At 40.7% G+C, this 18607-nt stretch carries 18 protein-coding genes and 1 riboswitch; of the genes, 8 read left to right on the forward strand and 10 right to left on the reverse strand.

Annotated elements, in window-relative coordinates; translation table 11 throughout:
• Positions 1-79 precede the first annotated feature (79 nt).
• The 5 genes from MKX55_RS16635 to MKX55_RS16655 form a co-directional block, all read right to left on the reverse strand.
• Positions 80-1516, reverse strand: a complete 1437-nt coding sequence (locus MKX55_RS16635) for an o-succinylbenzoate--CoA ligase (protein ID WP_339233559.1) — start codon at positions 1514-1516, stop codon at positions 80-82.
• A gap of 88 nt (positions 1517-1604) precedes the next feature.
• Positions 1605-2423 (reverse strand): 1,4-dihydroxy-2-naphthoyl-CoA synthase, encoded by an 819-nt coding sequence (gene menB / locus MKX55_RS16640; protein WP_339233561.1) that lies wholly within the window; start codon positions 2421-2423, stop codon positions 1605-1607.
• 27 nt (positions 2424-2450) lie between these two features.
• Positions 2451-3245 (reverse strand): 2-succinyl-6-hydroxy-2,4-cyclohexadiene-1-carboxylate synthase, encoded by a 795-nt coding sequence (menH, locus tag MKX55_RS16645; RefSeq protein ID WP_339233562.1) that lies wholly within the window; start codon positions 3243-3245, stop codon positions 2451-2453.
• Positions 3242-4987, reverse strand: coding sequence for a 2-succinyl-5-enolpyruvyl-6-hydroxy-3-cyclohexene-1-carboxylic-acid synthase (menD, locus tag MKX55_RS16650; RefSeq protein ID WP_339233563.1), 1746 nt, complete (start codon positions 4985-4987; stop codon positions 3242-3244). Before menD ends, menH begins: the two co-directional genes overlap by 4 nt.
• 4 nt (positions 4988-4991) lie before the next feature.
• Positions 4992-6392, reverse strand: coding sequence for an isochorismate synthase (locus MKX55_RS16655; protein WP_339233564.1), 1401 nt, complete (start codon positions 6390-6392; stop codon positions 4992-4994).
• A gap of 291 nt (positions 6393-6683) precedes the next feature.
• Here MKX55_RS16655 and MKX55_RS16660 point away from each other — a divergent pair, with 291 nt between their 5' ends.
• Both MKX55_RS16660 and MKX55_RS16665 read left to right on the forward strand, forming a co-directional pair.
• Positions 6684-7619 (forward strand): 1,4-dihydroxy-2-naphthoate polyprenyltransferase, encoded by a 936-nt coding sequence (locus tag MKX55_RS16660; RefSeq protein WP_339178875.1) that lies wholly within the window; start codon positions 6684-6686, stop codon positions 7617-7619.
• Between the two features lie 158 nt (positions 7620-7777).
• On the forward strand, positions 7778-8131 hold the full coding sequence (locus tag MKX55_RS16665; protein WP_339178878.1) for a hypothetical protein: 354 nt from the start codon (positions 7778-7780) through the stop codon (positions 8129-8131).
• Between the two features lie 125 nt (positions 8132-8256).
• On the opposite strand, the gene MKX55_RS16670 is transcribed toward MKX55_RS16665, so the two are convergent.
• Together MKX55_RS16670 and MKX55_RS16675 are read right to left on the reverse strand one after the other, a co-directional pair.
• Positions 8257-8838 carry an ECF transporter S component gene (locus MKX55_RS16670; protein WP_339178880.1) on the reverse strand — a complete coding sequence of 194 codons (582 nt, stop codon included), beginning with the start codon at positions 8836-8838 and terminating at the stop codon, positions 8257-8259.
• A 217-nt stretch (positions 8839-9055) separates the two neighbouring features.
• A riboswitch (FMN riboswitch) is annotated at positions 9056-9179 on the reverse strand.
• Between the two features lie 82 nt (positions 9180-9261).
• Complete coding sequence (locus MKX55_RS16675; RefSeq protein WP_339178882.1) at positions 9262-10332, reverse strand: M20/M25/M40 family metallo-hydrolase; 1071 nt, start codon at positions 10330-10332, stop codon at positions 9262-9264.
• Between the two features lie 167 nt (positions 10333-10499).
• Between MKX55_RS16675 and MKX55_RS16680 the strand changes: the two genes are divergently transcribed.
• The 5 genes from MKX55_RS16680 to MKX55_RS16700 all read left to right on the forward strand — a co-directional run bounded on the left by MKX55_RS16680 (position 10500) and on the right by MKX55_RS16700 (position 15951).
• Positions 10500-11054 carry a thioredoxin family protein gene (locus MKX55_RS16680; RefSeq protein ID WP_339233565.1) on the forward strand — a complete coding sequence of 185 codons (555 nt, stop codon included), beginning with the start codon at positions 10500-10502 and terminating at the stop codon, positions 11052-11054.
• A gap of 192 nt (positions 11055-11246) precedes the next feature.
• The gene (locus tag MKX55_RS16685; protein ID WP_339233567.1) at positions 11247-12251 is read left to right on the forward strand and encodes a potassium channel family protein; all 1005 of its coding nucleotides are present in this window, start codon (positions 11247-11249) and stop codon (positions 12249-12251) included.
• Between the two features lie 216 nt (positions 12252-12467).
• Positions 12468-12836, forward strand: a complete 369-nt coding sequence (gene yugI / locus MKX55_RS16690) for a S1 domain-containing post-transcriptional regulator GSP13 (RefSeq protein WP_339233568.1) — start codon at positions 12468-12470, stop codon at positions 12834-12836.
• A 259-nt stretch (positions 12837-13095) separates the two neighbouring features.
• Positions 13096-14442, forward strand: coding sequence for a glucose-6-phosphate isomerase (locus MKX55_RS16695; RefSeq protein ID WP_339178890.1), 1347 nt, complete (start codon positions 13096-13098; stop codon positions 14440-14442).
• Between the two features lie 321 nt (positions 14443-14763).
• On the forward strand, positions 14764-15951 hold the full coding sequence (locus MKX55_RS16700; protein WP_339178892.1) for a MalY/PatB family protein: 1188 nt from the start codon (positions 14764-14766) through the stop codon (positions 15949-15951).
• Between the two features lie 101 nt (positions 15952-16052).
• Here the strand turns inward: MKX55_RS16700 and MKX55_RS16705 are convergent, their stop codons facing one another.
• The 3 genes from MKX55_RS16705 to MKX55_RS16715 all read right to left on the reverse strand — a co-directional run bounded on the left by MKX55_RS16705 (position 16053) and on the right by MKX55_RS16715 (position 17341).
• A complete protein-coding gene (locus tag MKX55_RS16705) occupies positions 16053-16661 on the reverse strand; it encodes a superoxide dismutase family protein (RefSeq protein ID WP_339233569.1) in 609 nt (202 codons plus the stop codon).
• A 71-nt stretch (positions 16662-16732) separates the two neighbouring features.
• Positions 16733-16945 carry a hypothetical protein gene (locus MKX55_RS16710; protein ID WP_042530667.1) on the reverse strand — a complete coding sequence of 71 codons (213 nt, stop codon included), beginning with the start codon at positions 16943-16945 and terminating at the stop codon, positions 16733-16735.
• A gap of 132 nt (positions 16946-17077) precedes the next feature.
• A complete protein-coding gene (locus MKX55_RS16715) occupies positions 17078-17341 on the reverse strand; it encodes a phosphocarrier protein HPr (RefSeq protein WP_339178899.1) in 264 nt (87 codons plus the stop codon).
• Between the two features lie 319 nt (positions 17342-17660).
• Here MKX55_RS16715 and deoD point away from each other — a divergent pair, with 319 nt between their 5' ends.
• Positions 17661-18368, forward strand: coding sequence for a purine-nucleoside phosphorylase (gene deoD, locus MKX55_RS16720; RefSeq protein WP_042530663.1), 708 nt, complete (start codon positions 17661-17663; stop codon positions 18366-18368).
• Positions 18369-18607 lie beyond the last annotated feature (239 nt).

The following is an 18607-nucleotide window of genomic DNA, read 5'->3' on the forward strand; positions in this document are numbered from 1 at the left end:
CCGTCATCAAAAAGAGCCAAACCTGTTTTATGAAACTGTAAAGAAACAGCAAAAATTCTGTTACAAATTTGCTATGTGCCTATCGATAATTCTTTAATGCCTGACGAACCAGCTTATTTGCAGCATTTCTCGGTAATTGATCCATAAAATGAATTTCCTTCGGCTGTTTATAACGTGCTAATTTATCCTTTAAGAAAGAAAGAATCTCCTCTTTTGTAATCGTTTTGTCCGTAACAACAAAAGCAACCGGAATTTCTCCCCATTCCTTGTCCGTCAAGCCGGTTACCCCTGCTTCCCGAATTCCTTCTATCTGCAGTAATACATTTTCAATTTCTGACGGGTAAATATTTTCTCCGCCGGAAATAATTAAATCACTGCGGCGATCAACCACATATAAGAAGCCTTCTTCATCTAAATACCCCACATCACCTGTTCCCAGCCAGCCATCTGAGAAAGATTTTTCATTCGCTTCCGGTCTATTATAATAACCAGGTGTCACCATTGGCCCCTTAACAAGAATCTCCCCCACTTCATTCGTCTGCTGTCCGCGTATTTTTAGCTGTGCTGGAAACAGCGGTTTTCCTGCTGAACCCACTTTTCGAAGTGCGTCTCTCGGACTTAATGTCACAATTTGAGAAGCCGTTTCCGTCATACCATAGGACTGAAACACCGGAATTTGTTTCGCTTTCGTTTGCTGCAGCAGCGATTCTGGCGCTGGTCCTCCTCCGAGAAGCATACAGCGGAAAGCCTCCGGATAGCTTGATTCCCCCAGATAACTTACCAGGCGCTGCAGCATGACTGTAACAACAGAAGCGATGGTTACCTTCTTATTCATAATCGCATCATGCACATCTTCCACATTGAATTTTTCCAATAAATAAATGGGCATGCCATAAATAATTCCTTTTAACATGGTAGACAGTCCGCTCACATGAAATAGCGGGAGTGGAATCAGCCATTTATCGTCATTGTGCTTTCCGAAATTCAAGCTGGAGCTTGTTGCACTCCACCAGTGATTTTCATACGTATGCTGGACAGCCTTCGGAAAACCGGATGTCCCAGAGGTATACATCATTGTAAATACATTAGACAGCTCTATCTCTTCCAAAAGCTGTACACGAGGGGAAGCTTTTAATTGATTCAGCTGTTCAAACGTCAGCTGTTTTATTTCTGTCAAAGTCTCCTCTTCTGCTTCTGCAATCAGCAGCGTGACTCCTGCATCTTCCATTTGCTGTTTCCGTTCAAAAGCAGTTAAGCGCATATTTAATAAAACAACCACTGCACCTAAATAACTGCAAGCATGAATGGCCTCCATCATTTCGATGCTGTTGCCTGAAAGCACCGCCACATGATCGCCTTTTTTTACATTAGCGGCAGCAAGCTTTCTTGCTTTTTCCCGGCTGTTTTCAGCCAGCTGGCTAAACGTCATGGTAGTGCCATCTTTCCATTCTACGGCTGTTTCATTGGGGGATAAATCGGCTTGTTTATCAAGCCAATGGGGAATAACTGTACTCATTTTACTTCCTCCGTCGTTATTAGAATATATTCCTTCCCTTGCGAAAAGAAACCTTTGCGTGGTGCGCAAAGGTTTCTTCCATACAAACTTAAGGGAATCTAGGGAACTGCTTAAAGTTCGGTTTTCTTTTTTCTTTAAATGCATCTCTGCCTTCTTTTGCTTCATCTGTTGTGTAGTAAAGAAGGGTTGCATCCCCGCCAAGCTGCTGCAGTCCTGCTAAGCCATCCGTATCTGCATTGAAGGATGCTTTCAGGAAGCGTAATGCCATTGGCGATTTTTCTAAGATTTCTTCACACCATTGTAAGGTTTCTTCTTCTAATTTTTCCAAAGGAACCACGGTGTTTACCAATCCCATTTCATATGCTTCTTCCGCATTATATTGACGGCACAGGTACCAGATTTCACGCGCGCGCTTATGACCGACCATACGAGCCAAGTAGCCTGCACCATAGCCAGCATCAAAGCTGCCCACTTTTGGTCCGGTTTGTCCAAAGATGGCATTATCTGCTGCAATCGTTAAGTCACAAACCACATGAAGCACGTGTCCGCCTCCGATTGCATAGCCAGAAACCATCGCAACCACCGGCTTTGGTATCGTACGGATCAAACGCTGCAGATCAAGTACATTCAAACGAGGAACTTCATCGCCGCCAACATAGCCGCCATGGCCGCGGACAGATTGGTCTCCGCCGGAACAGAATGCTTTATCTCCTTCTCCAGCTAACACAATCACGCCGATGGAGGAATCGTCTCTTGCTTCTGTAAAAGCTTCAATCATTTCTTTTACGGTATTTGGTGTAAAGGCATTACGTTTTTCAGGACGATTAATCGTTACCTTTGCAATCCCGTTGTATTTTTCATAAATTATTTCTTCAAAGTTCTTCACTTTTTGCCATTCTACTGTCATGTTCATGACTCCTTTCAAGCGCAAGGCTTATGACGTAATATGATTTTCATTTAAGAACACATTTACCATTTTACCAAAGTTTCGCGATTTTTCCACATGAACAGCATGACCGGCTTTCGGACAAAGCATGAAAACTGCCTGTGGAATTGCTTTTTGCATCATTTGATTCATGGCGACAAATTTCTCGTCCTCTTCGCCAGCAATCAATAAAGTCGGTTTCGCAATCTCTGAAAGCCGCTCCCACCAGGAGGGCTGAGCTCCTGTCCCCATCGCCTGCAGAGACATCGCTAAGCCTTCCTCCTTTTGAGAAAGACGTTCATTTCGGATATTCCGCTGCACATCATCCGGCAGCTGTTTTTGGGTAGCGAATAAAGGAAGCTCCTGCCACGTATTCACAAATGCTTCGATGCCATTTTCCAAAATACGCTGTGCCAGCTGCTCGTCCTTTTCTTTCCTTTCATGACGGGCAGCTTCCTCCTTTAATCCTGGGGAGGCACTCTCTAATATCAGAGAAGCAATATACTTCGGATAATACATCGCAAAGCTTAGTGCGGTCCTTCCTCCCATGGAATAACCGACGACATGTGCTTTTTTTATTCCTAATTTATCTAAAAGCTCCGCAAGCAGGGTACAGCAATCCTTCATCGAAGAAATGGTACTGTCTGCCTCTCCATGCCCCGGCAAATCCACTAAAATACATTGATAGCCCGATAAATACGAGCAAGTCTCGCGCCAGGTCTCGCGTGTTCCGGTAAATCCATGTAAAAACAGCACAGGTTCTCCTTCACCGTTGATTTCGTATGGTAAACCCGCTGGACTCATTGCCATCCCTCTTTTATCTCTGCCATAATCCGATTCCATTTCTCCCGGTGCCAGACAGCATTTTCATCACGATCTGTTTTCACTTCAATGATGGATAAGCCGGATTGCTGATAACTTTGCTCCAGCTGTTCCTTTAAAGCACGCTCTGTTGAAACAACCTGATAAGCTGCACCATATAACGCTCCGGCTTTTTCAAAAGGCAAGTCAACCGGCGTACCAAAAAGTGCTTCAAAATGCTTCTTATCATTAGCCTGCGGAAGGAAAGAAAATATTCCTCCACCGTTATTATTTACTAATACAATGGTGATTGGAAGCTGGTATTGTTTTGCCGCCAGCATCCCATTCATATCATGGAAAAAGGACAGATCGCCAATCAGCAGGGTAACCCGCTCTCCAGCTGCTGCAGCACCAACAGCACTTGAAATCACACCATCAATCCCATTGGCTCCCCGGTTGCACAGAATAGAAACAGCTTTCGAAGAACCCATAAAAAAGCTATCCACATCACGGACAGCCATACTGTTTCCGACATATAACGTTGTCTGGTCTGGAATAACCGCTGCTATTCCGCGGGCAGCTTCTCCTTCTGTTACCTGCATTTCTTCTCCAGATAATAAATGATTCTTAGCAATTTGATTATAATGCTGCCATTCACGCAGCCATGCTGCAGGCTGATGTTTTTCCGGCGCTTTTTCAATCAGCTGACTGCATAGTTGTCTTGGGTCAGCATAGATATAAGCTGTATCATTGCCGGTCGGGTCACGGAAACCTTCATTCTCTTCTACAACAAACTGCGGGATATGGCTATGCTCTTTGACATAAAACAAATATGCTTTCGATACCGGCATTGCTCCGAAGCGGATAATATAATCCGGCTGCAGCCGCTCACGAATTTCCGAATCCCGCAAGAACGCATCGTAGCCTTCGATGACATGGGTTTTATCATGCTTCCCTGTCCGCAGCTGTGATAAAGGATCAGCCAGAACAGGCAGATTCCAAGCTTGAGCCAGTTCGCATACACGCGCTGCGAAATTTCCATTCATCTCTGGCCCGCACACAAGGAGCCCTTTTTGAGAGGATTCAAAAAGAGCTGTAAGTTCCTGTATTTGTTCTTCGCCTAAATACTTCACGCCTTCTATTCTATTGATACCGGTAATAGACTTCTCTTTTTCAGCCCCCCAAATATCAGGAAGTGTGAAATCTGGCGTGAGCGGTTCTCTAAAGGGAAAGTTTACTTGAACAGGCCCTTTATTCCCCTGCTCTGTAAAGGCAAAAGCCTGCGCTGCTTTTTGACGCGCATAACGCAGCATTGGCGGCGTTCCTTCCGGGGTCGCCATCTCATGAAACCATTTGACATAATCTCCATACATTTTTATTTGCTCAATGGCTTGCGGAGCCCCGACCTGACGTAATTCATGCGGACGGTCCGCTGTCAAAACGAGCAGGGGTACTCTGCTGTAAAAAGCCTCTACCACAGCCGGATAATAATTTGCAGCAGCCGTTCCTGATGTACATACCAGTGCTACCGGCCGATTTGATTTTTTCGCTAATCCCAATGCAAAAAAGGAAGCTGACCTTTCATCGATAACAATCCATTCTTTGATAGATGGATGCTCTCTAAACACCAGCGCCAGCGGAGTGGACCTGGAGCCGGGAGAAATAACAACATCCGTCATCCCATTCCTCGCCAGCTCATCAATAAAGTTTGCAGTATAACGTGTTAAGCTTTCTCTATAATTCATTTCTCTAATCCACTCCTAAAACAGATAACATCGGCATCAATTTAATATTAGTTTCTTCATATTCACTTTCTGGAATCGAATTCTCGACGATTCCGCAGCCTGCAAACAGGGAGGCTTCATCCTTTTGGATAAGTGCCGAACGCAGGGCTACAGCAAATTCACCATGATTATTACTGTCCATCCAGCCGATAGGCGCTCCGTACCAGCCCCGGTCCAACAACTCGTTTTCGCGGATAAATGCCAATGCTTCCTGTCTCGGCGTTCCTCCAAGAGCCGGCGTCGGATGCAGTCCGCTGATAATGGAAAAAATACGGTGATTTTTTTTCAGCTTGGCACGCACCGGAGTATATAAATGCTGAAGTGTTTTATATTGATGCACAGCCGGTTCAGAAGGAACATTAACATCCTTACAGTAAGCCTCCATCGTATTGCGGATCATCTGCACGACATAATCATGCTCCTCACGGTTTTTTGGATCTCTAAACAGATTATCAGCAATTTGCTCGTCCTCTTCCATTGTCTCTCCGCGCGGTGCCGTACCGGCTAAGCAGGTAGAAAGCACTTCGTCATCCTTCACTTTAACGAGACGCTCCGGCGTTGCTCCAAGGAAACAATCCTCTCCCATTTCATAGCCAAACACATAGGTATTTGGCTGCGTATCTACAAGACGCTTGAGAATGTCGGGAATGTTTGCTGATTGATTAAAATGCAGCCGTACCTCTCTTGCCAGCACAATTTTATCAACTGCCGTATTTTTCATCACATCCGTAGCTTTTTTAATTGTTTCCTTCCATTGTTTCGGATCAATCTCTGTTTTACGTTGAATGTGCAATGCAGATCCATCCCTCTTATTCTCTGCATTATTCAGCAGGGCCTGACGATGGTCTTGTAATTGCTCCAATACAACGGCATACGTTTCGTCTGTGCGGATGAAGCGATTTAGGGTAAGGTAATAATTCCCTTCTGCATGAGTCAGAATATAGCTTGGAATGGAAAAATGACTGCAGGGAAAGTTTTCCCACAGCTTTGTCTGCGGCTTTAACGGGTCAAAAGAAAAACCTCCAAGTGCGACAACCCCGGTACCTGAAACATGATAGGGGTTATAAATAACAGCATCACTTAATAAAGCATGCCATTCCTGCTCCACTTGTTCATAGCGAGAGGAAGAGGCTTTAGCAGATAATTCAAAAGCATGCCCCGCCCCCGCCATTTGAAAATCTTCATTTGCACTGGACCAAAATGTACGGGGAAGCTTTAAATCAGCCGATTTTTCTAAAAATCTATATAAATTAACTGGATTGATTTTTTCCGTATAACTAAACAGTTTGTTTTTTTGATCTGTATGAACGGACTGTATAGCAGCTTCCAATTCAGCAGTAAACTGTTTTTCTTTTACTTCGATCATGTTGATAAACCTCCGTAATAGGTACGTGTTCAAGAATCACAAAAGAGATAACCTCTTTTTTATTATACTTCTTGAACATCCTTTCATAAGTTGGACAGGTATTTTTTATCCCCTCCTATTTTATGCCCTTTTCGTTACTTTCTCAAGAAAAGCCTACTAATTCGTTTAAATCTGCTATGCTTTTCTCATTTTCCACCCATAACTGTCTATTCCTCCCGTAAAATAGGTTTGACACGTCTCTGTCCCTTATCTAAAATAAATACGATATTGTTTTTTAGGAGGAAGCAGGTAATGACGACGAAAGATTCGGCTGATATAAAAGAATTACTGAATGAACGGGAAGGATTTCATAAATGGTGGCGATTAATCCGGCCGCATACGCTCACAGCATCCTTTGTTCCGGTTTTTGTCGGGACAATGATTGCTTTTAATGAAGGTACCATTGATTGGCTGCTGTTTTTTGCGATGATGGTTGCCTCTTTACTAATTCAGGCAGCTACCAATATGTTTAATGAATACTACGATTTTGTACGCGGATTAGATAACGATCAATCGGTCGGAATCAGCGGTTCCATTGTCCGGGACGGCATGCACCCGAAGCGGATTCGTAACATTGCTTTACTTTTTTATGCTATATCCGTTGGAATCGGTGTATACATATGTATCGCATCGAGCTGGTGGATTGCAATTATTGGTTTATTTTGCATGGCAATCGGTTATTTATATACTGGAGGTCCTATTCCGATTTCCTACACACCTTTTGGAGAATTGTTCTCTGGTGTGCTGATGGGATCCGTTATTATTGGGATTACCTATTATATTCAAACGGCTTCCGTTACGGCGGAAATGATTTGGATTTCCCTTCCAATTACGATATTTATCGGCTGTATTAACTTTGCCAACAATATCCGGGATCGTGATGGAGATAAGAGAGGCGGAAGAAAAACCATTGCCGTTCTTCTTGGCAGACCAAAATCAATCAAGCTGCTTGCTTTGTTGTTTATTGTTTCATTTTCAATCACTATTATTCTTATATTGACAGGCGCTCTGCCCTTATGGTCTTTCCTTACTTTGCTGAGTATTCCACCGGCAGCCAGTGTCATCATCCAATTTAAAGGAAAGACAAAAGCGATTGAAATGATGCCGGCGATGGCTAAAACAGCGAAAACAAATACGATTTACGGGATGCTGTTAGGTCTCTCTTTGTTAATTTCCGGATTGTTCTAAAACGAAACTTCACGCAGCGGGAGTTTTACGGACAGTTCTCTGTGATAAAAGTGCTTGTTCAAAAAGGCCGATAGAGATTTGGTATGTCATGTTGATTGGGCTTTTTGAACAACCTTTATAAGCATTTGTGGATAAATCATTTAGAAAGGATGGTAATCATGCAAGCGGAACATTTAACGAAAGAAGATATCACTTATTTTAAAAAAAGACTTTTAGACATGAAAGAGGAAGCGGAATCCCATTTAGAAACAGATAATAATCAAGATGATGAACTCGCTTCCGTCAATAATCATCCGGCTGATTTAGGAACAGAGCAGTTTGAACAGCAGCGGGAGGCCGGGTTCAACCTGATGCGAAAAGAAGAGATTACGGAGATTGACGATGCGTTACAAAGAATAGAAGACGGCACATACGGAATCAGTGAAAAATCCGGAAAGCCTATCCCTAAAGAAAGACTTGAGGTATTGCCTACTGCAAGCATTCTTGTGGAGGAAGCGACCGATACAGAATAATTGTCTGGGACTAAAAACAGAATTACAAAAAAAGCAGAGACTTATTTTATCCAAGTCTCTGCTTTTTTTGCATGTAACCTTCAGCGGAAAATTTCTTTTCGGCTCCCGGCTGAAGAAGTTTCTCTTTATATAAATCTGGTCCGCTGCTGCTGAATCCAGCTTTGCATTCTATTAAATAACGGGATAAACAAAATCGCGATAATAATTCCTTTAATAAAATTGAACGGGAGCACCCCGCCGATAACGGTAACCCACTTCACTTGCTCAGACATTTCCCAGCCCATAAACCAGCCGTACGCCGGTAAAATGAAGTAATAGTTGAGTACGCTCATGCCAACCGCCATGATAACGGTACCCGCTGCAAGCCCTGTAATAAGGCCTTTTAAGCCTTTGACCCGATGATAAATGAGTGATACCGGCAATACAATCATAATCCCTGCCACAAAATTAGATAACACGCCAATCGGCTCTCCAGAACCTGATACAGCCAGATATAACAAGTTCTTAAATCCTACGACAAGCACTCCGGCTAACGGCGAGAATATCAACGATGCGATTAACGCAGGAACATCACTGAAATCCACCTTTAAATAAGGTGTTGGTAAAAACGGCAACGGAAAATTAATAAAAAATAACACGAGTGAAATAGTACTTAATAATGCGATAATAATTAACTTTAACAGCTGATTTTTCTTCTTTTTTTGCATCAGTCTGCCTCCTCCATCATTTTTCCGATTCCAACTCGTGATGAAGGTCCGATACTATTCTTTATTCTGTGCACAACCCAGAAAAGCGGTATCTCTTTACTAAACATTATCATGCCTATCCCGCTAAAAAAACCCTAAAGCTCTTGAGGCTTCAGGGTTCTGTGTCATCGCTAAATAAATACGCAAAAACATACACGTATAGTGAATAAAATAAGCTCGACATCTTCTCCCATCCAGACTATCACTGTCGGTTCTGGAATTTCACCAGATCAACTGTAACGTTATACAGTTCGCGGACTATTTCCGCCGGTCGGGAATTACACCCTGCCCCGAAGATTGGAATCGAATATTTAATTTAGGTATAGTATACCATATAAAACGCATTTGACAAGAGAAAAATTTTTAATTCAATATATCTTCACATTATCCATTTTTCTCATCATATAATGGGTTTAAATTTTCTTTTCCTGTCATATTTTCAAGCATCGTTATTAATAATTCAATTTCCATTTCCATATCTTTTTTGCTTACTGTTTCTACAGGTGAATGCATATACCTGAGCGGCAGAGACACCAGCGCTACTGGTACACCTTTGCCTGTATAGCGCATTTTATCTGCATCTGTACTTGTTGCCTTAGGTGTTAACTCATATTGTAAAGGTATGTCTTTTTCCTTCGCTGCTTTTTCCAGCCAGTGATTGATTTTACGATGAATTGGAGCGCCTTTAGCCAAAACCGGACCTCCTTCTAACTCAACTTCCACTTGCTTTTTCGTATTTACATTAGGATGGTCCGTTGCAAAGGTTACATCCATAGCGATGGCAAAATCCGGCTCTATACCAGCAGCGGCAAAATACGCCCCTCCCATATTTGTTTCTTCATTGACCGTACTTGCGCCATAAACGCCAATGGACAAATCCTTTTCAGAGAGCCTGCGAATTACCTCTGCGACCATAAAAGCTCCGGTACGATTATCCAATCCTCTCGCTGAAACATAACGGTCCTGTAATATTTCAGGCTCCGTTTTAAACACACAGAGATCGCCAACCTGCACCTTCCTGAGCGCTTCTTCCTTTGATTGGAAGCCGCAATCAATGTATAAGTCCTGTACATCAAAATCACCCTTTATTCCGCCGAGATGCTGCGCATTTACCCCAACAACACCTGTAAAGGTTTCCTGATAGCCCAGCACCGTTACCCGCATCCCTACAGCTGCTTTTGGATTGATGCCGCCCATTTTTTCAAAAAATAAAAAGCCGCGCTCATCGATGCGTTGAATCATTAAGCCAATTTCATCACAATGACCTGCTAAAAGTACTTTAAATGGAGCATCCGGATTCAATACTGCGATTGCATTGCCGACATGATCTGTTCTAATTTCATCCGCAAACTCCTTAACATAGTGGATCCATTTCTTTTGAATTTCCATTTCCATACTTGATGGAGATGGGGTATCAAGTAAATCCATTAAAAAATCATATTGTGTATCTGCCATTTTATAGCCTCCTATCAACTATTCTTCCATCTAAAGTGATTTACCATTCACGCTTCATTTGAAGGAGGAAGATTTACAGAACCTCTCCATAATAAGTAACAACTGTTTACCAAATTTACAGAAGAAGGTACACTTACTATATCAAATAATTGAAATGAGGGATATAGATGTCATTAAACGAGTGGTATGACAAAGGACTTGATCCAGATGAATACATTGAAGCAATGGAAGTAAATAAAGAGGATTTATTATACATCTATGATAATTTTTCATTACCAGCTGATGAAGCCTTTTTTGAAGAAGTTAAAAATATGAACTTAAGAGCCATTATTCTTACAGAAGATTGGTGTGGCGACGCAATGTTAAATATGCCGATCCTTCTTAAAATTTCAGAAGCTGGCAATATGCCTGTTAAAGCTTTGCTTCGGGATGATAATCTTGAATTGATGGATCAATACTTGACAAACGGAACAGCCAGATCGATTCCGATTATCATCTTTATCGATTCAGAAGGAAATGAAGCTGGCAAATGGGGACCGAGAGCGTCTAAAATTCAAGCTTATATAGATGAAGCACGTGCGCAGCTTCCTTCTAAGGATGCCGATGACTTTGAGGAAAAACAAAAACAAATGCATCGTTTTATCTCCAAATCTTATCGGGATGACCAAGATAATTGGTCCATTGTTTATGAAAGTATGAAAGAAACGTTGAAAGCAATATAATATTTTCTAAAAGCATCCATTCGCCTGTGTAATGGATGTTTTTTTAAGAGCTAAGAAAGTATATGAAAAATGCAGAAGGTAGCCGCTCCAGACAAAAATACTCCCCTGGATAGGCAAAGCTGCTGCAAAAGAAAACGAATAACGAACCCTGCTCTCTGCACATACTAACCGATATAGATTGGAGGGCTCCCGATGAACGTGCGTTTTTTCAGACTGCTTTATTACCGTATACCCAATATTCTGAAACTGCTGCTGCTTGTACTGATCGCGATGCCGTTCTTTGGATATCTTATTTATTTAATTGAACCAGAAACCTTCCCTTCATTAGCAGATGGTATTTGGTGGGCGCTCGTTACCGGGGCGACTGTCGGCTATGGAGATTATGTGCCGGCAACATTAATCGGGAGATTACTTGCTGCATTTTTAATTTTAAGCGGAGGCGGGTTAATTGCATTCTATATTGCATCCTTATCTACGACCGTGATTAAACGTGAAAAAAAATCACAGGAAGGGAAGCTTGCTTTTCACGGAGCAGGCCACTATGTCTTTATTGGTTTTAATGAACGTACCCGCCAGCTTGTCCATTTAATCATCGAGCATTACTACAATAAGAAAATCGTTATCATTGATCGGACATTAAATAACCTTTCCTATACCAAATTGCCAGTCCATTATATTAAAGGCAATGCAACCGAAGATGCCATCCTGCATATGGCAAATATTAAGGCGGCGTCCTGTGTATTTGTTGCTGCAGATAATCAAAAATCAGATTATGACTCGGATACACATACCATTCTGACTACGATTGCTATACGCGGAAATAATCCGGATGTCCCCATTGTTTCTGAGATTCTATCCAAAAAGCAGATCGATAATGCTGCCCGCGCTGGAGCAACAACGATTATCCGGTCAAATGATTTTATGAGCAGCCTGTTTTTTCATGAATTGGATCCTGAGGTGCAATCAACGCCGTTTGAAGATGTTTATCACCTTCTCACCCAGCAAAAATTTGTTCATCGGGCTGTACCTCCTTCTTTAACAGGAAGAACCTATACAGAAGCAGTCACTTTTTTCTTGGGAAAAGAGATTCTAGTAATTGGTATTGTTCGTGAAAAAGATTATATCCTTCATCCGGAGACAACATATATACTTGAAGAAAAAGATACACTTATCTGTCTCAGCAAACGGCAACAGTGAAAGAACAATTGTTAGATTAGCCATTTCCTATAGATTATGATATACTATTTTATTGTTGAAAAAGTACGTGTTCAAAAGATGCAGAAAAAGATAACGGTTTTGATCAGCTGGTTCTCAGCAATAATTGATAAAACCCCCGCTAAAATCTGGCTTTTCTTTTTCCATCCGCTTTGGATAGCTTATAAAAGGTATAAAAAGGTATAGGAGATGTTTAATGTGACTGCAAACGTAGAAATTGGTCAAGTAATAGAAGGAAAAGTAACTGGTATCCAGCCTTATGGCGCATTTGTTGCAATTGATGGAGACACTCAGGGGTTAGTTCATATTTCTGAAATCATGCACGGCTATGTAAAAGATATTAATGAACACTTGAGTGTCGGTGATACAGTTAATGTGAAAGTCATTCAAATTGATGAAGAAAAAGGAAAAATTTCTTTATCTATCCGCGCTACCGAGGAAGCACCAAAAGAAACAGTGAAACAAGAGAATACCGCAAACAATTATGATTCTAATAATGACTCAAGCGGTTTTAATATTCTAAAGGACAAACTCCAGGACTGGATTGACCAGACACAGAATAAGTAAGGCAAAATCATCACCCAAGTGCGTTAACGCTCTTGGGTGTTTTTCATATTCTGTTACTTCTGTTCTTCGGGCTTTGTTTTTCTTCAAAACAGCCTACTATTATCCTCTTTTTTAAAAGCATCCCATTATTTTTAACCTTTTTTCAGAACGTTATTTTCCTTTCTGGCAAACCCGTTTCAGACCCTTAGCCTTGATTTCATCACATTAATAGATTAAAGTAGAATCAGATATGGAATCAATTTTCAAGGGGGAAATCTAAATGACACATGTAACGTTTAAATATGATAAAGCACTTTCATTTTTCGGCAAAGAAGAGATTAAAAACCTGTCTCCATTTGTATTGCGCGCGCACCAGATGATTCATGAAAAAATCGGTGCAGGTAATGACTTTTTAGGCTGGGTGGACCTTCCTAAAAATTATGATCAGGAAGAATATGCACGTATCAAGAAAAGTGCAGAAAAAATTAAAAGTGACTCTGATATCCTGCTTGTTATCGGTATCGGCGGTTCTTATCTTGGAGCGAAAGCAGCGTTAGAAATGCTCAACCACTCCTTCCAAAATCTGCTTTCCTCAGAAGAGAGAAAAGCACCTCAGGTTATTTTTGTTGGCCACCACCTAAGCTCTACTTATATGAGTGAATTGACGGACATACTGAAAGATAAAGATTTCTCTATTAATGTTATTTCTAAAAGCGGAACAACTACGGAACCTGCTATTGCTTTCCGTATCTTTAAAAAGCTGCTGGAAGAAAAATATGGTCAAGAAGAGGCTAAAAAACGTATCTATGCAACAACCGACCGTAAACGCGGCGCTTTAAAAACTACAGCTGATGAAAACGGTTATGAAACATTCGTTATTCCTGATGATGTCGGCGGACGTTATTCTGTATTAACTGCAGTAGGTCTATTACCGATTGCAGCAAGCAATATTGATATAGATGCCATGATGAAAGGGGCACAAACTGCCATGGAAGACCTGGCTGTTCCTGACGTCTATCGCAATCCGGCATATCAATATGCAACCGTGCGTAACATTCTGTATCAAAAAGGAAAAGTAACTGAGTTGCTCATTAATTATGAGCCGGCACTACAATATTTTTCTGAATGGTGGAAACAGCTGTTTGGCGAAAGTGAAGGGAAAGATCAAAAAGGAATCTATCCGTCATCTGCCAACTTCTCTACAGACTTACACTCTCTTGGACAATATATCCAAGAAGGAAGAAGAAATATTTTCGAAACCATCCTTCATGTGAATGAGCCTAAGAAGAATTTGAAGGTGGAAGAAGAAGAAAATGATTTGGATGGCTTAAATTATCTGGCTGGCAAAAGTATTCATGAAATTAACGATAAAGCATTCCAAGGAACCTTATTAGCACATACAGATGGTGATGTTCCAAACCTGATTATCGAGGTTCCAAAACTGGATGCATATACTTTTGGCTATTTAGTATACTTCTTTGAAAAAGCATGTGCTGTCAGCGGCTATCTGCTTGGTGTTAACCCATTCGATCAGCCTGGCGTAGAAGCGTATAAGAAAAATATGTTTGCCCTGCTTGGAAAAGCTGGTTTTGAAGAAGAAAAAGAAGAACTTGAAAAGAGATTGTAAAAAATAGAAAACCTTCCTTTTATGGACTCTCTCTATAAAAGGAAGGTTTTTTTGCATCTGTGAGCACCGTTAAATAAGCAAACTTTAGTAAAAATAAATTTAATAAACTTTTTTAAAAGTTTTTGGTTTATTTTTGTGAACAGCGGGTATTACTATAATTGTAAGGCTTTCTCGTATTCCCCCTGTAGGCAGAGCGTATTCACGCTTTGCTTTTTTTTTGTCCAAAAATGAATAACAGTAAGTTTCAGGTTAGCTTTCTATCTTTCTGAGGAATCTTTGTTATAATAGAAAAATGAAATCATGTAAGGAGGCAAACGAAGAATGAGTATTTTTGAAGAGGTACATGACCGTAAGCAAACCAAATCAATGAAATGGGATATGCTTCAAAAAAGGTTCCAGTCGGAAGATGTTATCCCAATGTGGGTAGCAGATATGGACTTTAAGGCCCCGGAAGCTGTGAATCAAGCGCTTATTAAACGTGCAGAGCACGGGATTTACGGATATACAGTAATCGATGAAGATGTCACATCTTCTATCACAGATTGGGTTAAAAACCGGCATGGATGGGATATCCAAGCGGACTGGCTTAACTACAGCCCTGGCGTGATCAATACGCTACATATGGCATTGCAGGCATTCACTGAACCAGGTGATAAGATTATGATTCAAACACCTGTATACACACCTTTTTATAACATTATAAAGGTGTTAGACCGTGAAGTTGTAAAGAATCCATTAGTTCAACAAGATGATTATTACACCATAGATTTTGAGGATATGGAAAAGAAATTAGCAAGTGGTGTGAAGGCATTTATTTTATGTTCACCTCATAATCCGGTAGGCCGTGTCTGGACAGAGGAAGAGCTCCGAAAAATGGCAGAGCTGTGTTTACAATATGATGCGATGATTTTCTCTGATGAAATTCATGCTGATTTAGTTTTCAAAGGACATAAACATCTGCCAATTGCCAGCTTATCAGAAGAAATTGCTGATAAAACCATTACTTGCATGGCTCCCTCTAAAACTTTTAATTTAGCAGGCTTGCAAGCTTCCTATGCCGTGACGCCAAACAAGCAAAACAAACAAAAATTAGAAAAAGCATTTCTCCGTCAAGGTTTAAATAACTCTTTAAACGGAATGGCTATTACAGCTATGGAAGCTGCCTATCGTCATGGCGGGCCTTGGCTGGAAGAACTGCTCGAAGTTGTTGAAAGCCATACAGCATATATTAAAGAAAAGTTTGCCGCTCATGCACCTGAACTAAAAGTAATCAAGTCGGAAGGAACCTACCTTGTCTGGGTAGATTGCTCGGAGCTGAATATGGATAAAAAAGAATTAAATCGATTTATGATCGATAAAGGACGTGTCGGTTTGAATCCCGGACAGGACTATGGAGATGAAGGAGACGCTTTTATGCGTATTAATGTGGCATGTCCGCGGGCAACCATTGAAGAAGGCGTACAGCGAATTATTCATGCAGTCGAAGCATGGAGAGCATCCACTAATTAATTAAAAAGAGTAAAAACTGCATTCAACCCCCTGGAGAATGCAGTTTTTATTATCATGAAATCAGGCATTATTATATTTCATAGCCAAATGCAATTACATCTTTAGCCGTTTTCTTCGTTTTTCTGTTTATCATTATTTTCCGTCGGATCAGTCGGTGCGTCCTGCTCTTCCCCGCTTTGTGAATCTCCGCTGATTACTCCGCAAACGATACGATCTCCTGAATTACCTGCCGGCTGGCTCATCCCATCATCTACCCCATCATGAATAATTAAAGAAGTTCCATTATCTGCAGTCAGGCTATTTTTTCCTTTTTTTAATGTGGCCTCATTAATAATAAGTTCTTCCTGAACAGTCCCGTCCGCATCTGCTTCAATATTCGGGAGGTCGCCGACGTGCGGCCCATCTGTGTGCATCAGACCATGGTCTTTTCCATCCGGGTTAAAATGATTTCCGCTGGAAGAAAAATCAGGCCCCTCACATTTTCCATATTCATGAACATGTATTGCATGAAAACCAGGACTTAAACCTTCTACTTCCACATTTACAGAAACCCCGCCATCGGTTTCATTTAATCTGGCTGTTCCTACACGATCTCCATCCGCATTATACATCTCCAACGTTTCTGAGTTTTCATGCGGCAGCAAGCATCCTGATAAAAAAAACAGCATCATCAGAGAAAGTATCCATAACTTTTTATTCCGTCGTCGCATCGATAAGCTCCTTTACCTTTTTTAATAGTTTAGGCAAAGAAGTAATTTTTAATCAAAAAACTCCTCAAATCTTATTGATTAGAGGAGGTATTTGTCACATTATTATTTTTTTGCGTTTGCTGTAGAACATCCTGGTACTCCTGCTCAAAACGTTCCTGATCTTTTTTCGACTTTTTCATCATCCACCGCATCACTGTGACGGCCAATGCGATAAAAATAATTAGTGATATCACTGCAGGAATATACTCCATTTTATCTTCCGGGAAATAAAGAAATGGCATCATAAAGCTATTCACACCTTTCTAAAGACAATTATATCAAATATCCAATGCATGTAAATATGAGCATTTTTGAAAACCATATGTATATACATAAAAGCGCCCTGAAATCAGGACGCTTTTATGTGTCATGTAAAATTATTCACCTAAATGTTCTTTAATTACGTCAGCGATACCTTTTAAAGCATCCGCTTCGTCTTTTCCGTCTGCACTTACTTCAATTTCAGCACCTTTTGGAATTCCTAAAGACATTACGCCCATGATGGATTTAAGGTTAACATTTTTACCTTTGTAGCTCACTTCAATTTCTGAATCAAATTGACCAGCTTTGTTTACTAACAAAGTAGCCGGACGTGCGTGTACTCCAGTTTCTGCAGTGATTGTAAAAGTTTGCGATTTCATTATATACAACATCCTTTCTTTTTTTGAAAACCTGTATCGTTTATGTACCAAATTAATTAATTCACATAAACCTATGTTCTATTATATACAAAAAACACGAAATATGAAATACATAACTGCTTTTTTTATGAAATAAAGAATCGGATGCGCTTTCATTTCGGATTCACACTTAGTTAGAAACAACTATGACGTACACAGGTTTATGTCCCAATCTTTGAATTTTTCTGCTTTTTATTTTGAAAATGGATTCATTTGTTTTTCAAAAATCTTTATGATACCTTTAATTTAAAGATGAAAACTAATAATGGAGGGATATGAAATGAGTGTACATATCGGAGCAAAACAGGGAGAAATAGCAGATAAAATCTTACTGCCGGGCGATCCATTGCGGGCAAAATACATCGCAGAAAATTATTTAGAGGATGCTGTATTATATAATGAAGTCAGAGGCATGTACGGGTATACCGGTACTTACAAAGGAGAGCGTGTTTCTGTACAGGGAACCGGCATGGGGGTGCCTTCTATCTCCATCTATGTGAATGAGCTGATTCAAAGTTATGATGTCAAAAAACTGATTCGTGTCGGCACATGCGGCGCAATTCAAAAAGATGTCAAGGTCCGTGATGTAATCCTGGCACAGGGAGCTACAACAGACTCGCAAATAAATCAGCTTATTTTTAACGGCATTGATTATGCGCCAATTTCTGACTTTGAATTATTAAAAAATGCTTATGATGCCGGAACAGAAAAAGGATTGCAGCTCCGTGTCGGAAATGTATTTACAAGCGATACCTTCTATCGTGATAATGCCAAAGAAGTAAATGAATTACTTGCCAAATATCAAGTGCTTGCCATTGAAATGGAATCTACTGCGTTATATACCCTGGCTGCGAAATACGGACGTCAGGCATTATCGATTCTTACTGTTTCTGATCACATCATCACCGGCGAAGAAACAACAGCAGAAGAGCGTCAAACCACATTCCATGAAATGATGGAAATAGCATTAGATACGATTATTCAATAACACGAAACTTCATTCAGCGGGAGTTTTTCCGGACGATTCTCCGTGATAAATTAGTACAGAGAAGGCTCAAGCACTTCCAGGAATACACTTTTTTAATCTGCAAAACCGCATATTCCTGATAGTATCTGAGCCTTTCTTTTATTCCGGTACAAACTATGGTAAAATAATTAGAAAACTTGATTGTCACCAAGCCTGTAGGTGATAACCTTAGTTACACTTATGCAGTAAGAAAGCTTATA

This window comes from Oceanobacillus sp. FSL W7-1281 (genome assembly GCF_037969835.1).
Classification (GTDB): Bacteria; Bacillota; Bacilli; order Bacillales; family Amphibacillaceae; genus Oceanobacillus; species Oceanobacillus oncorhynchi.

Bases quoted from the DNA above. Each gene is read 5' to 3' on its own strand.
- MKX55_RS16635 (WP_339233559.1), bottom strand. From the start codon at position 1,516: ATGAGTACAGTTATTCCCCATTGGCTTGATAAACAAGCCGATTTATCC.
- menB (WP_339233561.1), bottom strand. From the start codon at position 2,423: ATGACAGTAGAATGGCAAAAAGTGAAGAACTTTGAAGAAATAATTTAT.
- menH (WP_339233562.1), bottom strand. From the start codon at position 3,245: ATGAGTCCAGCGGGTTTACCATACGAAATCAACGGTGAAGGAGAACCT.
- menD (WP_339233563.1), bottom strand. From the start codon at position 4,987: ATGAATTATAGAGAAAGCTTAACACGTTATACTGCAAACTTTATTGAT.
- MKX55_RS16655 (WP_339233564.1), bottom strand. From the start codon at position 6,392: ATGATCGAAGTAAAAGAAAAACAGTTTACTGCTGAATTGGAAGCTGCT.
- MKX55_RS16660 (WP_339178875.1), top strand. From the start codon at position 6,684: ATGACGACGAAAGATTCGGCTGATATAAAAGAATTACTGAATGAACGG.
- MKX55_RS16665 (WP_339178878.1), top strand. From the start codon at position 7,778: ATGCAAGCGGAACATTTAACGAAAGAAGATATCACTTATTTTAAAAAA.
- MKX55_RS16670 (WP_339178880.1), bottom strand. From the start codon at position 8,838: ATGCAAAAAAAGAAGAAAAATCAGCTGTTAAAGTTAATTATTATCGCA.
- MKX55_RS16675 (WP_339178882.1), bottom strand. From the start codon at position 10,332: ATGGCAGATACACAATATGATTTTTTAATGGATTTACTTGATACCCCA.
- MKX55_RS16680 (WP_339233565.1), top strand. From the start codon at position 10,500: ATGTCATTAAACGAGTGGTATGACAAAGGACTTGATCCAGATGAATAC.
- MKX55_RS16685 (WP_339233567.1), top strand. From the start codon at position 11,247: ATGAACGTGCGTTTTTTCAGACTGCTTTATTACCGTATACCCAATATT.
- MKX55_RS16695 (WP_339178890.1), top strand. From the start codon at position 13,096: ATGACACATGTAACGTTTAAATATGATAAAGCACTTTCATTTTTCGGC.
- MKX55_RS16700 (WP_339178892.1), top strand. From the start codon at position 14,764: ATGAGTATTTTTGAAGAGGTACATGACCGTAAGCAAACCAAATCAATG.
- MKX55_RS16705 (WP_339233569.1), bottom strand. From the start codon at position 16,661: ATGCGACGACGGAATAAAAAGTTATGGATACTTTCTCTGATGATGCTG.
- MKX55_RS16710 (WP_042530667.1), bottom strand. From the start codon at position 16,945: ATGATGCCATTTCTTTATTTCCCGGAAGATAAAATGGAGTATATTCCT.
- MKX55_RS16715 (WP_339178899.1), bottom strand. From the start codon at position 17,341: ATGAAATCGCAAACTTTTACAATCACTGCAGAAACTGGAGTACACGCA.
- deoD (WP_042530663.1), top strand. From the start codon at position 17,661: ATGAGTGTACATATCGGAGCAAAACAGGGAGAAATAGCAGATAAAATC.